The sequence below is a fragment of the Klebsiella sp. P1CD1 genome (assembly GCF_003790505.1).
Lineage (GTDB): Bacteria > Pseudomonadota > Gammaproteobacteria > Enterobacterales > Enterobacteriaceae > Klebsiella > Klebsiella variicola.
In genome coordinates this window covers 351,158-365,167 of the sequence record NZ_CP033631.1, presented here as the reverse complement: position 1 = coordinate 365,167, position 14,010 = coordinate 351,158, and the positions used below count along the sequence as shown (strand labels likewise).

At 59.9% G+C, this 14,010-nt stretch carries 14 protein-coding genes; 7 read left to right on the top strand and 7 right to left on the bottom strand.

Annotated elements, in window-relative coordinates; genetic code table 11:
• Positions 1 to 73 precede the first annotated feature (73 nt).
• A complete protein-coding gene (locus DTA24_RS01715; protein WP_032740292.1) occupies positions 74 to 1,597 on the top strand; it encodes a PLP-dependent aminotransferase family protein in 1,524 nt (507 codons plus the stop codon).
• Positions 1,598 to 1,649: 52 nt separating this feature from the next.
• On the opposite strand, the gene rpoH is transcribed toward DTA24_RS01715, so the two are convergent.
• From rpoH to ftsY, 4 genes are all read right to left on the bottom strand, one after another.
• Complete coding sequence (rpoH, locus tag DTA24_RS01710) at positions 1,650 to 2,504, bottom strand: RNA polymerase sigma factor RpoH (RefSeq protein WP_002920815.1); 855 nt, start codon at positions 2,502 to 2,504, stop codon at positions 1,650 to 1,652.
• 269 nt (positions 2,505 to 2,773) lie between these two features.
• Positions 2,774 to 3,829 carry a permease-like cell division protein FtsX gene (gene ftsX / locus DTA24_RS01705; protein WP_008806965.1) on the bottom strand — a complete coding sequence of 352 codons (1,056 nt, stop codon included), beginning with the start codon at positions 3,827 to 3,829 and terminating at the stop codon, positions 2,774 to 2,776.
• Positions 3,822 to 4,490 (bottom strand): cell division ATP-binding protein FtsE, encoded by a 669-nt coding sequence (gene ftsE, locus DTA24_RS01700; RefSeq protein WP_008806964.1) that lies wholly within the window; start codon positions 4,488 to 4,490, stop codon positions 3,822 to 3,824. The genes ftsX and ftsE overlap by 8 nt, the downstream gene beginning before the upstream one ends.
• A gap of 2 nt (positions 4,491 to 4,492) precedes the next feature.
• Positions 4,493 to 6,016, bottom strand: a complete 1,524-nt coding sequence (gene ftsY / locus DTA24_RS01695) for a signal recognition particle-docking protein FtsY (RefSeq protein ID WP_044650079.1) — start codon at positions 6,014 to 6,016, stop codon at positions 4,493 to 4,495.
• A gap of 183 nt (positions 6,017 to 6,199) precedes the next feature.
• Here ftsY and rsmD point away from each other — a divergent pair, with 183 nt between their 5' ends.
• Together rsmD and DTA24_RS01685 are read left to right on the top strand one after the other, a co-directional pair.
• Positions 6,200 to 6,796 carry a 16S rRNA (guanine(966)-N(2))-methyltransferase gene (rsmD, locus tag DTA24_RS01690; RefSeq protein WP_002920820.1) on the top strand — a complete coding sequence of 199 codons (597 nt, stop codon included), beginning with the start codon at positions 6,200 to 6,202 and terminating at the stop codon, positions 6,794 to 6,796.
• Positions 6,786 to 7,061, top strand: coding sequence for a DUF1145 family protein (locus DTA24_RS01685; protein ID WP_002920822.1), 276 nt, complete (start codon positions 6,786 to 6,788; stop codon positions 7,059 to 7,061). Before rsmD ends, DTA24_RS01685 begins: the two co-directional genes overlap by 11 nt.
• 13 nt (positions 7,062 to 7,074) lie before the next feature.
• Here the strand turns inward: DTA24_RS01685 and DTA24_RS01680 are convergent, their stop codons facing one another.
• A complete protein-coding gene (locus tag DTA24_RS01680; RefSeq protein ID WP_023340790.1) occupies positions 7,075 to 7,425 on the bottom strand; it encodes a DUF2500 domain-containing protein in 351 nt (116 codons plus the stop codon).
• A 150-nt stretch (positions 7,426 to 7,575) separates the two neighbouring features.
• On the opposite strand from DTA24_RS01680, the gene DTA24_RS01675 reads away from it, so the two are divergent.
• Complete coding sequence (locus DTA24_RS01675) at positions 7,576 to 8,202, top strand: lysoplasmalogenase (RefSeq protein ID WP_004173987.1); 627 nt, start codon at positions 7,576 to 7,578, stop codon at positions 8,200 to 8,202.
• A 78-nt stretch (positions 8,203 to 8,280) separates the two neighbouring features.
• Entirely contained in the window at positions 8,281 to 10,491 is a 2,211-nt protein-coding gene (gene zntA / locus DTA24_RS01670; protein WP_040968930.1) for a Zn(II)/Cd(II)/Pb(II) translocating P-type ATPase ZntA, read from the top strand.
• 538 nt (positions 10,492 to 11,029) lie between these two features.
• Here the strand turns inward: zntA and tusA are convergent.
• Positions 11,030 to 11,275, bottom strand: coding sequence for a sulfurtransferase TusA (gene tusA / locus DTA24_RS01665; protein ID WP_002920858.1), 246 nt, complete (start codon positions 11,273 to 11,275; stop codon positions 11,030 to 11,032).
• A 206-nt stretch (positions 11,276 to 11,481) separates the two neighbouring features.
• Between tusA and DTA24_RS01660 the strand changes: the two genes are divergently transcribed.
• Both DTA24_RS01660 and DTA24_RS01655 read left to right on the top strand, forming a co-directional pair.
• Positions 11,482 to 12,147 carry a 7-cyano-7-deazaguanine/7-aminomethyl-7-deazaguanine transporter gene (locus DTA24_RS01660; RefSeq protein WP_008806961.1) on the top strand — a complete coding sequence of 222 codons (666 nt, stop codon included), beginning with the start codon at positions 11,482 to 11,484 and terminating at the stop codon, positions 12,145 to 12,147.
• Between the two features lie 73 nt (positions 12,148 to 12,220).
• Positions 12,221 to 12,778, top strand: a complete 558-nt coding sequence (locus DTA24_RS01655; protein ID WP_023340793.1) for a DcrB family lipoprotein — start codon at positions 12,221 to 12,223, stop codon at positions 12,776 to 12,778.
• On the opposite strand, the gene DTA24_RS01650 is transcribed toward DTA24_RS01655, so the two are convergent.
• Complete coding sequence (locus tag DTA24_RS01650; RefSeq protein WP_008806959.1) at positions 12,779 to 13,999, bottom strand: MFS transporter; 1,221 nt, start codon at positions 13,997 to 13,999, stop codon at positions 12,779 to 12,781.
• Between the last annotated feature and the right edge of the window lie 11 nt (positions 14,000 to 14,010).

The following is a 14,010-nucleotide window of genomic DNA, read 5'->3' as shown; positions in this document are numbered from 1 at the left end:
AAACGATGTCGTTTATTTACACAGGAGTTGGCCCTATAATCGAGTACCAATTTAGAATATCTGAGGGATCCAATTGCGTTCGCTGGTGGGTGACCTGGTGCTGGTCCGTCTGCAGGAAGAGCGGGATCCTCTTCTGCACAAACGCTTATATAACGCGCTGCGCCGCGCGATCCTCGATGGTTCGCTGGCGCCGCAAAGCCGCCTGCCGCCGTCGCGCGATCTGGCGGGTGAACTCGGCGTATCAAGAAACACCATATTAACAACTTATGAACAATTACTGGCGGAAGGATATGTGGTTTCCCGCCGGGGAAGTGGAACATTCGTTGCCCAAACCGCCCCTGAGAGCTCATTGACGGCTAAAGGTCAGCAAGAAAACAGCAGTATCGCGGCACCGACGGTGCATCTTTCACGCCGAGGCCAACATCTGCTCGGCCAGGTCAGCGCCAGCCCGCGCCAGTGGGGGGCGTTTATACCCGGCGTGCCGGACGTTAACGCCTTTCCCCACCCGCTGTTCAGTAAGATCCAGGCCCGTATCAGCCGTCGGCCCAAGCCGGAGCGGCTCAGCTATAGCTGCAACGGTGGCACCCCGGAACTGCAGCAGGCGCTGGTGGATTATCTGCGCGTGTCGCGCGGCGTCCACTGTCAGGCAGATCAAATTCTTATCACCGAGGGGATCCACCAGGCGATCGATCTGGTCACCCGCATGCTGTGTGATAACGGCGATCTGGCGTGGGTGGAGGAGCCTTCCTATTGGGGGATCCGCCACGTGCTGGCGATGAACGACGTTCGGGTGGAACCCCTGACCGTCGATGCCAACGGCCTGTGCCCGCCGGAAACGGTTGACGACGCGCCGAGGCTCATCTTCGTTACGCCTTCCCACCAGTACCCGCTGGGCGCGGTGATGAGCCTTGAGCGCCGCCAGCGACTGCTGGCGCTCGCCCGTCAGCAGGGGAGCTGGATCGTCGAAGATGATTATGACAGTGAGTTTCGCTTTTCCGGCCAGCCGATCCCCGCCCTGCAGGGTCTGGTCCCCGATGCCCCGGTGGTCTATATCGGCACCTTCAGCAAAACGCTCTATCCCGGCCTGCGCCTGGGCTACGTGGTGCTCCCCCGTCCGCTGGTCAGCGATCTGAAGCACGCCCATGCCGAGCTTTACCGCGGCGGCCATTCGCTGATCCAGATGGCGCTGGCGGAGTTTATTACCGCCGGCCACTATTCGGCCCATATCCGCCGTATGCGGTTGCTCTACAGCCGTCGCCGCGCCTTTTTAACTGAGCTTATCCAGCGGCACTGTATGCCGTACGCCCTGTCTGACTTCAGCGATAATGCCGGGCTGCATTTGATCCTCAATTTGCCCGCAGAGGCTGACGATGTGGCGATTGCCAAAGAGGCTAATGCGCGCCACATTCTGGTGCGGCCACTGTCGCGCTACTACCTGACGGCGGCGCGGAAGAAAGGATTACTGATGGGATTCGCCAGCCAGCCCGAAGAGCAGATGGCGCCGGCGTTCAGCATCTTACTCGGCTGCCTGCAGACGCACTGCCCGCAGATGCTCCTGCCCCGGGAGGACGCAGAAAAACAAAACGCCCCAACCTGAGGCGGGGCGTTATCGGGGAGCCTGATATCAGGTATCAGGCAGGCGTGGCGTATCAGGCTTCGATAGCGGCACGCAGTTTTTTCATGGCGTTCTTTTCCAACTGACGCACACGCTCTGCGGAGACGCCGTAGCGGTCGGCCAGTTCCTGAAGCGTGGACTTGTTGTCTTCGTCCAGCCAGCGGGCGCGGATGATGTCCTGGCTACGCTCGTCCAGGCCCTGCATCGCGTCAGTCAGCTTATTCGCCGCCTGCTCTTCCCAGTTGTCGTCTTCGATGCCGTCGGCAAAGTTAGACGTTTTGTCCTGCAGATACAGGACCGGCGCCATCGGCTGGCTGTCGGACTCATCGTCGGAAGACATGTCGAAGGTCATGTCCTGGGCCGCCATGCGGGATTCCATCTCGCGGACGTCTTTGCTCGACACTCCCAGCTCACGGGCCACCATTTCCACTTCATCCTGGTTGAACCAACCCAGACGCTGTTTGGTTTTACGCAGGTTAAAGAACAGCTTACGCTGTGCTTTGGTGGTAGCGACCTTCACAATACGCCAGTTACGCAGCACGTATTCGTGAATTTCGGCTTTAATCCAGTGCACGGCGAAGGAGACCAGGCGCACACCCACTTCCGGGTTGAAGCGACGCACGGCTTTCATCAGGCCGATATTGCCTTCCTGGATCAGATCCGCCTGCGGCAGGCCATAGCCCGAGTAGTTACGAGCAATGTGAACAACAAAGCGCAGGTGAGACAGAATCAGCTTTTTCGCTGCTTCCAGATCGCCCTGGTAATGCAGCTTTTCAGCAAGCTCCCGCTCTTCATCAGCCGACAGCATCGGCCAAGTGTTAGCGGCCCGGATGTACGATTCCAGGTTACCAACGGGGGCTAAAGCTAAAGTTTGCATTTCTTTGGTCATTCAAATCCTCTCAATTGATATCTTCTGACGCGTTCTTGTCCCCATCAGGCAACAAGCATGCCAGCATTCATGAGCAACGAGAATATCACTCACATTAGTATCAGACAGTGATTTTATCCACAAGTTCCATGCAACGGTGTGAATAAATTACGCACAAAATGTGACACCACGATGAACAAGTGAGGGCAGGAAAAGGAGAACAAGCTTGCGGTATCTTTCCCTGCGAACAGGAACTCATTGCAGCAGGGAAAGATTATATCACGCTTTTTTTAATCGGGAGTAAAGTGACGTAAATGTTGCACTGTCGCCAGCCAGGCGGCGACCCACCCGATCATCGAGCAGACAATCAGCATCAACAGGCACTCGTCGAAGCCCAGGCCGCTCAGCTCAAACTGGGTGCCGAACACTTTCGCCACTTCGGTCACTGCCGACGAGAGGCGCATCACCAGAATCTCCGACAGGATCAGCGATAAAAACGCGCCGGAGAATCCCAGCATCGCCCCGCCGTAGAGGAACGGACGCAGGATAAAGCCGTCGGTGGCGCCGATCAGCTTCTGCACGTTAATGGTATCGCGGCGGGCAAAGATGCTCAGGCGCACGCTGTTGCCGATCACCAGGAACACCGCCGCCACCATCAGCACGCCGATCATCGCCGACACGCGGCCTACCAGCCCGGTAAGCGAGGAGAGACGGGCAAACCAGCTGTCGTCCATCCGCACCTCATCCACCCCCTGGATCCGCGATACCCGCTCGCGCAGGGTATTGAGCGCTTCCGTGCTCTGGAAATCCAGCTTCGGCACCACGATGGCGACCGCCGGCAGCGGGTTCTCTTCCAGCATATCCAGTGCGCCGCCAAAGCCTGACCAGTTACGGAATTCACCCAGCGCCTCGTCACGGGACAAATAGTTTACCTTGTCGACGCCCTGCTCCGCCTGCAGCTGGCCCACCACCCGCGCCGCGGCGTCGTCATCCAGCGTTTTTTCCAGATAAACGGTGATCTGCGGCGATGGATAGTACTGTGACGCCGCGCTGCTGACGTTTTTGTAGACCATGTAGCAGACGCTTGGCAGGGTCAACGAAATGGCGATGACCATCACCGTCAGGAAGGTCGCCAGCGGCGTGCTTTTGAGATCCTGCAACGCGCCGTGCCAGGCATAGCGCACCTGTTCGTTGAACACGTTACTCTTACGCGAGGCCGGGTTAGGCGCCGCTTTCGGCCGTTTTGGCGCATTGCGCCCGCCGCCGCTGCCACCCGCCGCGTTGCGCAGGCGATCGAACTTACTGCCGAACTGGCGAATCTGGTTCATTGCGTCGCGCTTATTCACCCCGAATGCCTCCATGCAGATGGCCGTCGCTGAGCGACAGCACGCGGTACGGACGACTGGAGATAAGCCCCAGATCGTGCGTCGCCATCAGTACCGTCACCCCAACGCGGTTAAACTCTTCAAACAGACGTAAAATCCCCTCCGAGAGCGCCTCGTCGAGGTTACCGGTCGGTTCATCCGCCAGCAGCACCGCCGGCTTGTTGACCACCGCGCGGGCAATACCGACGCGCTGCTGCTCACCGCCGGAGAGCTGAATCGGAAAGTTCTTCGCTTTGTCCAGCAGGCCGACCTTGTCCAGCGCCGCCGAGACGCGGCGACGAATGTCATCGCCGCTGGCGCCAGCGATAATCAGCGGGATCGCCACGTTGTCATACACGGTACGATCCATCAGCAAATGGTGGTCCTGGAAAATCATGCCGATCTGGCGGCGCAGGAATGGCACCTCACGGCTCTTCAGGCGGCTGATTTCATGACCGCTGAAGAAAATTTTCCCGGCGCTGGGCCGTTCGATACCACAGATAAGCTTCAGCAGGGTACTCTTCCCTGCGCCGGAATGGCCGGTCAGAAACGCCATCTCGCCCGGCTGCAGGTGGAAGGTCACCCCCTGCAGCGCTTGTCTCCCACCGAGATAGGCTTTGCTGACTTGTTCAAAGCGAATCATTCTTAATCCTCTCGGGCAAAAAGTGCCTCAATAAAGTCGCCCGCATTAAACGGACGCAGATCCTCAATACGCTCGCCGACGCCAATATAGCGAATCGGAATGCCGAACTGATCGGCCACCGAGAAGATCACGCCGCCTTTGGCGGTGCCGTCCAGCTTGGTCAGGGTGATCCCGGTCAATCCTACCGCCTCATGGAACAGTTTGGCCTGGCTAATGGCATTCTGCCCGGTGCTGGCGTCAATAGTTAACATCACCTCATGCGGCGCGTCGACGTCCAGTTTTTTCATCACCCGGACAATCTTCTTCAACTCTTCCATCAGGTGCGATTTATTCTGCAGACGCCCGGCGGTGTCGGCAATCAGTACGTCAACATGGCGCGCCTTCGCCGCCTGAATGGCGTCGAAAATCACCGAGGCGGAGTCCGCGCCGGTATGCTGGGCGATCACCGGGATATTGTTACGCTGACCCCAGACCTGCAGCTGTTCCACCGCCGCCGCGCGGAAGGTATCCCCCGCCGCCAGCATCACCGATTTACCCTGCTGCTCAAACTGACGCGCCAGCTTGCCGATGGTGGTGGTTTTCCCCACCCCGTTTACGCCGACCATCAAAATAACAAATGGCGTTTTGCCTTCTACGTTCAGCGGCTCATCCACTTTGGCGAGAATCTCGCCCATCTCTTCTTTCAGCAGGCCGTACAGCGCTTCCGCATCGCGCAGTTGCTTACGGCTAGCGCCTTCCGTCAGGTTAGTAATGATCTTGCGGGTGGTTTCCACCCCGACGTCGGCGATCAGCAGTTGCTCTTCCAGCTCTTCAAACAGATCATCGTCGATCTTCTTGCCGCGGAACAGGCTGATAAATCCGGAACCGAGATTTTCTTTGGTTTTCAGCAGGCTACGCTTGAGGCGGGCAAAAAAGCCTTCTTTCGTCGGTTTTTCCTGCTCCTGAGCCAGCGCTTCCACCGGCGCCTCGTCCTCGGGCTCCGGCACTACGACCGCCGCCTCTTCGGCCGCCTCGGCCGCCAGCGCCAGTGCTTCCAGCTCTTCATCGCTTAACGGGGCGTCCTCTTCAGGGACCTCCGTCTCCTGCGGCTCGGCGATAACGTCTGCCACAGGCTGCTCTGCTACGGCTTCCGCCACCACCGGTTCGGCGATCACCTCTTCCGCCAGCGGCTCAACCACCGCAGGCTGTTCAGGCGGTTCGCTGACCGCGGGCTCCGGTTCAACAACAGGCGCGTCTTCGACCAGAGCAGGCGTTTCCACCCACTCTTTTTCCTGCACGCTGGCAGGCTCCGCGAGGTGCGCTTTTTCGCTTTCGACCACCGTCTCGGTCACTTCGACGACATCTTCGGCAAACGCCTCCGGGTCTGCTTTCGGCGCGCTCGGCTCAGCAGGGGTTTCCGCTACCGGCGACTCATCGGCAACCGCTTGTTGTTCTTCTACTTTTTGTTCAGTCTCGGTTTCCTGTGCCTGTTCTTTCTGTCCAAAGCCCAGCCAGGAAAAGAAGCCACGTTTTTTCTCTTTTGCCATTTGCGACCACACTCCTCGCTGTTTTATTCATGGCGCAGCTTCATCAGAAGCTGAAAAAATGATGAAATTAGTCGGATAGTCTATCACTTAACTTAACTCGCAGCACCGCCCCCGGATTAAGGTTTCGTCAACCGCCGTCGATCGCTAGAATAGCAGGCCGGAAGTTGAGACTTGAGCAGAGAGATGAAAAAACCAAACCACGCGGGCAGCGGCCAGATCCGCATTATCGGTGGGCAATGGCGCGGCCGTAAATTACCGGTGCCGGAGAGCCCGGGCCTGCGGCCGACCACCGACCGGGTTCGCGAAACCCTTTTTAACTGGCTGGCGCCGTCCATCGTTGACGCGCACTGCCTCGACTGCTTTGCCGGCAGCGGCGCGCTGGGGCTGGAGGCGCTGTCCCGCTATGCGGCCAGCACCACGCTACTGGAGATGGAGCGCGGCGTAGCCCAGCAGTTGCAAAAAAATCTCGCCACCCTGAAAGCGGATCGCGGCAAGGTGATCACCACCAACACCCTCAGCTTCCTGAGCCAGCCGGGGACACCGCACCAGATCGTGTTCGTCGACCCGCCGTTCCGTCAGGGGCTGCTGGAGGAGACGCTACGTCTGCTGGAGACACAAGGCTGGCTGGCCGATGAGGCCCTGGTGTATGTCGAAAGCGAAGTCGAAAACGGTTTACCGCCGGTGCCCGCTAACTGGCAGCTGTATCGTGAAAAAGTGGCCGGACAGGTCGCCTACCGTCTTTACCAACGTGAGGCCCAAGGAGAGCACCATGCTGATTAATTTAGGCCGCCTGCTGATGCTGTGCGTCTGGGCCTTTCTGTTATTGAACCTGTTTCAGCCCTTCCCGAAGCCGCTGAATATCTTCGTCAACGTCGCGCTGATTTTCATGATCCTGATGCACGGACTGCAGTTGACGCTGCTCAAGGCGACGCAGCCGAAAGAGGCGCCGCCGCTGAGCCGCTTTGAGCAAATCCGCATTTTTATCTTCGGCGTGTTTGAGCTCGTCGCATGGCAGAAAAAACTGAAGGCGACGCTGAAAAAGTAGTCCTGAAAAGGGCTCAGGGGTCGGGCGTAAACGCCACGAACGCTGTGCCCTTATAACTCAACATCCCGCGATCGCCCACGCTCAGCGCATGATATTGCGGCGCGTCGAGGCGAAACATCACCTCCAGTCCACCGTTTTCGGGGCGAAAGCTCGCTTCATAGCGCATCTCACTGCCTGCGGGCGTCACCGTCTGCTGCCGCGAGCGCCGATCGTTAATCACTTTTTCCCGTTTATTGCTGACGATAACCCGCTTTTGTAGCAACGGCGCGGCGTCATTCGCCTGTTTCTCACGGCGCTGCTGGACATAGCGAAACGAAGCCGCCACCACAATCACCGCGACGACCAGAACAAAAAAGAGGGGCATTTTACTCATCAAGGTTACCCATAAAAAATATCAGGAATCAGCATACTGCGTCGGGAATAACATTGTCATCTGCTACGCCAAACCACTACACTGAGTTGTAGCATCACGCATCCGTAACTTTCTTTATGATAACAGATACAGGGACTTACTATGCTTTGGTCATTTATTGCTGTCTGTTTCTCCGCATGGCTTTATGTCGATGCATCCTATCGTGGGCCGGCCTGGCGACGCTGGGTATTTAAACCAGTCACCCTGATTCTGTTGCTGTTACTGGCCTGGCAGGCGCCGATGTTCAATGCCATCAGCTATCTGGTGCTGGCTGGCCTGTGCGCCTCGCTGCTCGGCGACGCCCTGACCCTGCTGCCGCGCCAGCGGGTGATGTACGCGGTGGGCGCTTTCTTCCTGTCACATCTGCTGTATACCATCTGGTTCGCCAGCCAGCTGACGCTGTCGTTCTTCTGGCCGCTGCCGCTGGTGCTGCTGGTATTCGGCGCCCTGCTGATGGCGGTGATCTGGAGTCGGCTGGAAGAGATGAAAATGCCGGTGCTGACCTTTATCGGAATGACGCTGGTGATGGTCTGGCTGGCCGGTGAGCTGTGGTTCGCCCGCCCCACCAACACCGCGCTGTCCGGTTTCGCCGGCGCGGCCTTGCTGCTGCTGAGTAATGCCGTGTGGCTGGTGAGCCACTATCGTCGCCGCTTCCGCGCCGATAACGCCATTGCCGCCGCGTTCTACTTTGCCGGCCACTTCCTGATCGTGCGCGCGCTATACCTGTAATTTAGTCCTTGACTCTGGAGTCGACTCCAGAGTGTATCCTACGGCTAATGAGAAAATTATCATTTCCCGGAGGGTGCCATGTCGACTCCAGACGCGCAGGATAAAAAAGTCCCACAATTCTCGTCATTCACCATGCGGCCAGCGACCGCGCCGGCGGAGAGCTGCTGTACAGATCACGCCTGCGCCACAGAATCCGCCCCTGCCGCCGAAGCGCTCGACGACGCCCGCTATAGCTGGCAGGTTGATGGCATGGACTGCGCCGCCTGCGCCCGCAAGGTGGAAACCGCGGTTCGCCAGGTACCCGGCGTCAGTCAGGTCCAGGTGCTGTTCGCCACAGAAAAGTTGCTGGTTAACGCCGAGGGTGATATCCGCGCTCAGGTTGAGAACGCGGTCCGCCAGGCGGGCTATACGCTGCGCGATGCCGATGCTCCCGCAGCAGAGAAAACCCGAGGGTCGCTGCTGCGCGACAATCTGCCGTTACTGACGCTGGTTATCATGATGGCCCTGAGCTGGGGGCTGGAGCAGGCCAACCACCCCGCCGGTCAGTTGGCCTTTATTGCCACCACCCTGGTTGGCCTGTGGCCGGTTGCTCGCCAGGCGCTGCGCCTGATCAAAAGCGGGAGCTGGTTTGCCATTGAAACGCTGATGAGCGTCGCCGCCATCGGGGCGCTGTTTATCGGCGCCACTGCGGAAGCGGCGATGGTCCTGCTGCTGTTCCTGATCGGCGAGCGTCTCGAAGGCTGGGCCGCCAGCCGCGCACGGCAGGGGGTGAGCGCGCTGATGGCGCTGAAGCCCGACACCGCCATCCGTCTGCGCAACGGCGTGCGGGAAATCGTCGCCCAGCGCGACCTGCGTCCCGGAGATGTGATTGAAGTGGCCGCCGGCGGGCGTCTGCCGGCGGATGGCCAGCTGCTGTCGCCGTTTGCCAGCTTTGATGAAAGCGCCCTGACCGGTGAGTCGGTGCCGGTGGAGCGTCAGGCCGGGGAACGAGTCGCGGCGGGCGCCACCAGCGTCGATCGCCTGGTGCAGCTTACCGTGATATCCGAACCGGGCGACAGCGCCATCGACCGCATCCTGAAGCTGATTGAAGAGGCAGAGGAACGTCGGGCGCCAATCGAGCGTTTTATCGATCGCTTCAGCCGGATCTACACCCCGGCCATTATGGTCGTAGCTTTGTTGGTCGCCATTGTCCCACCGCTGTTCTTCGCCAGCGCCTGGCTGCCGTGGATTTATAAAGGGCTGACGCTGCTGCTGATCGGCTGTCCGTGCGCGCTGGTCATCTCCACGCCGGCGGCCATCACCTCCGGCCTGGCGGTCGCCGCCCGCCGCGGGGCGCTAATCAAAGGCGGCGCGGCGCTGGAACAGCTGGGCCAGGTGCGGCAGGTGGCGTTCGATAAAACCGGCACCCTGACCGTCGGCCAGCCGCAGGTGACTTCGGTGATCGCCACGGCTGAGTTTGACGACAACGCGCTGCTGGCGCTGGCGGCGGCGGTGGAGCAAGGCTCCAGCCACCCGCTGGCGCAGGCCATCGTCCGTGAAGCACAGCGGCGTCAGCTGAGTATTCCGCTTGCCAGCGGCCAGCGGGCGCTGGCGGGCTCTGGCATCGAAGCCGAGGTGAACGGCAGCCGCATCTTGATCTGCGCCGCCAGCAAAGCCGCCCCGGCAGAACATGAGGCGCAGATCCAGCAGCTGGAAAGCGCCGGGCAAACGGTAGTGCTGGTGATGCGCGGCGAGACGCTGCTCGGTATTCTGGCGCTGCGCGACACCCTGCGCGACGACGCGCGTCAGGCGGTGGATGCTCTGCATCAGTTGGGGGTTCAGGGGGTGATCCTTACCGGGGATAACCCGCGCGCCGCGGCAGCCATCGCCAGCGAACTGGGGCTGGAATTCCGCGCCGGTCTGCTGCCGGCGGACAAAGTGAAAGCCGTCATGGCGCTGAATGCCGATGCGCCGCTGGCGATGATCGGGGACGGAATCAACGACGCCCCGGCGATGAAAGCGGCCACCATCGGCATCGCCATGGGCAGCGGCACCGATGTGGCGCTGGAGACGGCCGACGCCGCGCTGACCCATAACCGTCTGACCGGCCTGGCGCAGATGATTTCCCTGGCGCGCGCCACCCATGCCAATATTCGCCAGAACATCGCGATTGCCTTAGGGCTGAAGGGGATTTTCCTCGTCACCACCCTGCTTGGCCTGACCGGGTTGTGGCTGGCGGTGCTGGCGGATACCGGCGCCACCGTGCTGGTAACGGCTAACGCGCTGCGGTTATTGCGTAAGAAGTTGTAGCATAGATACCGGCTTCCCTGCTCGCGCTACGCTTAGCAGGGCTACGGTTCCGGACCGTCGGGTAGCCCGGATAAGGCGCTACGCGCCGCCATCCGGGATATTCCCTGCTCGCGCTACGCTTAGCAGGGCTACGGTTCCGGACCGTCGGGTAGCCCGGATAAGGCGCTACGCGCCGCCATCCGGAGTATTCCCTGCTCGCGCTGCGCTTAGCAGGGCTACGATTCCGGACCGTCGGGTAGCCCGGATAAGGCGCTACGCTCCGCCATCCGGGATATTCCCTGCTCGCGCTACGCTTAGCAGGGCTACGGTTCCAGACCGTCGGGTAGCCCGGATAAGGCGCAACGCGCCGCCATCCGGGGTATTCCCTGCTCGCGCTACGCTTAGCAGGGCTACGATTCCGGACCGTCGGGTAGCCCGGATAAGGCGCTACGCGCCGCCATCCGGGATATTCCCTGCTCGCGCTGCGCTTAGCAGGGCTACGGTTCCGGACCGTCGGGTAGCCCGGATAAGGCGCTACGCGCCGCTATCCGGGAAAAGCTCAGTGGCTTTTGCGGATCAGATAGCGGTACGGCAGGGCTTCGGTTTCCTGGGCCACCAGCTCATGCTCCATAAAGCGGCAGAATCCCGGGATATCGCGGGTGGTGGCCGGATCGTCAGCAATAATCAGCAGCGTCTCGCCGACCGGCATCGTCCGCACGGTTTTACGCACCATCATGACCGGCTCCGGGCAGCGGAGCCCCAGGGCATCCAGGGTATGGTCAGGAGTGGAGAAAAGTTCGCTCATTTTAGTCTCACGTTAACAAAACGGCCCTAGTTTACCCCCAGTTCGCCAGTACGCAAGCCAGGTTAACGTTTGCGCGAAAAACAACCATTGCATTACGCCGACAACGCAGTATCATGCAGCCGTTTTTTATTGGGTTCCCTCACCCCAACGTTCCGCTGCCGATTGCTCATTCACCTGAAGCATGACGGGCATAAAAAGGTCACAATATGAATCCGTTTACTACCGTACAGCGCAAAAAAGCGCTCGTCTGGCTTTCGCTATTTCATCTGCTGGTCATCACCTCCAGCAACTATCTGGTTCAGCTGCCGATCTCCATTTTTGGTTTCCATACCACCTGGGGCGCGTTTAGTTTTCCGTTTATCTTTCTCGCCACCGATCTGACGGTACGCATTTTTGGCGCACCGCTGGCGCGACGCATCATTTTCGCGGTGATGGTCCCGGCGCTGGTTATCTCTTACGGCATCTCTGCGCTGTTCTACATGGGCGAGTGGCAGGGCTTTGCCGCGCTGGGCACCTTTAATCTCTTCGTCGCGCGCATCGCCATCGCCAGCTTTATGGCCTATGCACTGGGGCAGATCCTCGACGTCCACGTCTTCAACCGCCTGCGGCAGAGTCGCCACTGGTGGCTGGCCCCCACCGCCTCGACGCTGTTCGGCAACATCAGCGATACCGTCGCGTTCTTCTTTATCGCTTTCTGGCGCAGCCCGGACCCGTTTATGGCCGCCCACTGGGGGGAAATCGCCCTCGTCGACTACAGCTTTAAAGTGCTTATCAGCATTATTTTCTTCCTGCCGATGTACGGCGTGCTGTTAAATATGCTGTTGAAAAGACTGGCGGATAAATCTGATTTGTCGGCATTACAGCCGAGTTAAAGGTACTCGCGGGCCGATGTGTTAAGATAGCCGGATGAGCCATTAGTGGCCGTTTATCGAAAGGAAGATGTCAATGCGCAATTTGGTTAAATATGTCGGTATTGGCCTGCTGGTAATGGGGCTTGCCGCCTGCGATAACAGCGATTCAAAAGCGCCAACCGTTGGCGCAGCAGCGGAGAGCAATGCCAGCGGCCAGGCAATCAGCCTGCTGGATGGCAAACTGAGCTTCACCCTGCCTGCGGGCATGGCCGACCAGAGCGGCAAACTGGGTACCCAGGCGAACAACATGCACGTCTACTCTGACGCTACCGGCCAGAAAGCGGTCATCGTCATCGTCGGCGACAGCACCAATGAAGATCTGGCGATACTGGCGAAACGACTGGAAGATCAGCAGCGTAGCCGCGACCCGCAGCTGCAGGTGGTGAGCAACAAATCGCTGGAGATGAAAGGCCATACCCTGCAGCAGCTGGACAGCATCATCTCTGCCAAGGGGCAGACCGCCTGGTCTTCAGTGATCCTCGGCAAAGTGGATGACAAACTGCTGACCCTGCAGGTGACCCTGCCGGCGGACAACCAGCAGCAGGCGCAGACCGAAGCAGAAAGCATCATCAACACCCTCACCATCCAGTAATTACTGGCCTGGTGCGATGGCCTCCGGTTCGCTAACCGGGGGCCGTTTTTTTAGCCGCCAGCCCAACAGCAGCGCCGCCATCACCAGCCCAGCCGCGGCGAGATAAATCATCGAGATCCCGGTCCACGCCATCAACAATCCGGCCAGCGGCCCGGTGACCCCCAACGACAAATCCATAAACACGGTATAGGTCGCCAGCGCCGACCCCTGATTGTGCTGCGGCACCGCTTTGACCGCCACCACCCCCAGCGCCGGGAAGACCAGCGAGAACCCCGCCCCGGTAAGGAAGGTACCGATTTTCGCCAGCAACGGCGTATCGGCAAAGCCGACCAGCAGTAGTCCGATAATCTCCACGCTAAAGCAGAGCATCGCCACGTTCAGTCCACCGAGGCGATTAATGCCGTTAGGAAACAGCAGCCGCGTGCCAACGAACGCGCAGCTGAATAACGTCAGAGCGAAAGCCGCGCCGTCCCAGCCTTTGGCGTCATAAAACAGCGTGATAAAGGTGGCGATCACCCCGAAGCCGGCGGAGGCCAGCGCCAGCGCCATACCGTAGGGCCAGACCCGGCCAAGCACCGCGCGAAACGACATCGCTTTACCTTTGGTAGCCTTCACCGCCGCGCGGGGCAGCGCACAGAGGATCGCCACCAGCGCCACCGCCATAATGACTACCGCCAGGCCGCTGAGGCCAATGTGTGAATAGCACAGCACGCCGAGCGGCGCGCCCATCGCCATCGCCCCGTAGGTCACAATCCCGTTCCACGAGATCACCCGCCCGATATGCAGCGAACCGACCACGCCGACGCCCCACAGCGTCGAGCCTGTGCCGGCGAAGCTCTGGCCGATACCAAGGATCACCCGTCCGAGGCATAACAGCAGCAAGCTAACCAGAGGCCAGCCGCTGCTCCAGGCCGCCAACAGATAGCTCAAACCGCTCAAAAAACAGCCGCAGAGACCGAAGACGACAATCTTTTTAGGCCCCAGCAGGTCGGCATAGCGCCCGGCATGCGGGCGGCTGAGCAGCGTGGCGAAATATTGCAGACTAATCACCAGCCCGGCCCAGAAAGCGCTAAAGCCCATGACATCATGCACATAGCCGGGCAGCACCGCCAGCGGCAGGCCGATGGTGAGATAGCTGGCAAAGTTAAAGATAACGACAGAGACAATCCGCAGATTGAGGCGCAGTCCATTGAGCGCCGGCTCGGCGACGGGTTCGGGCATCAGGTTCCACC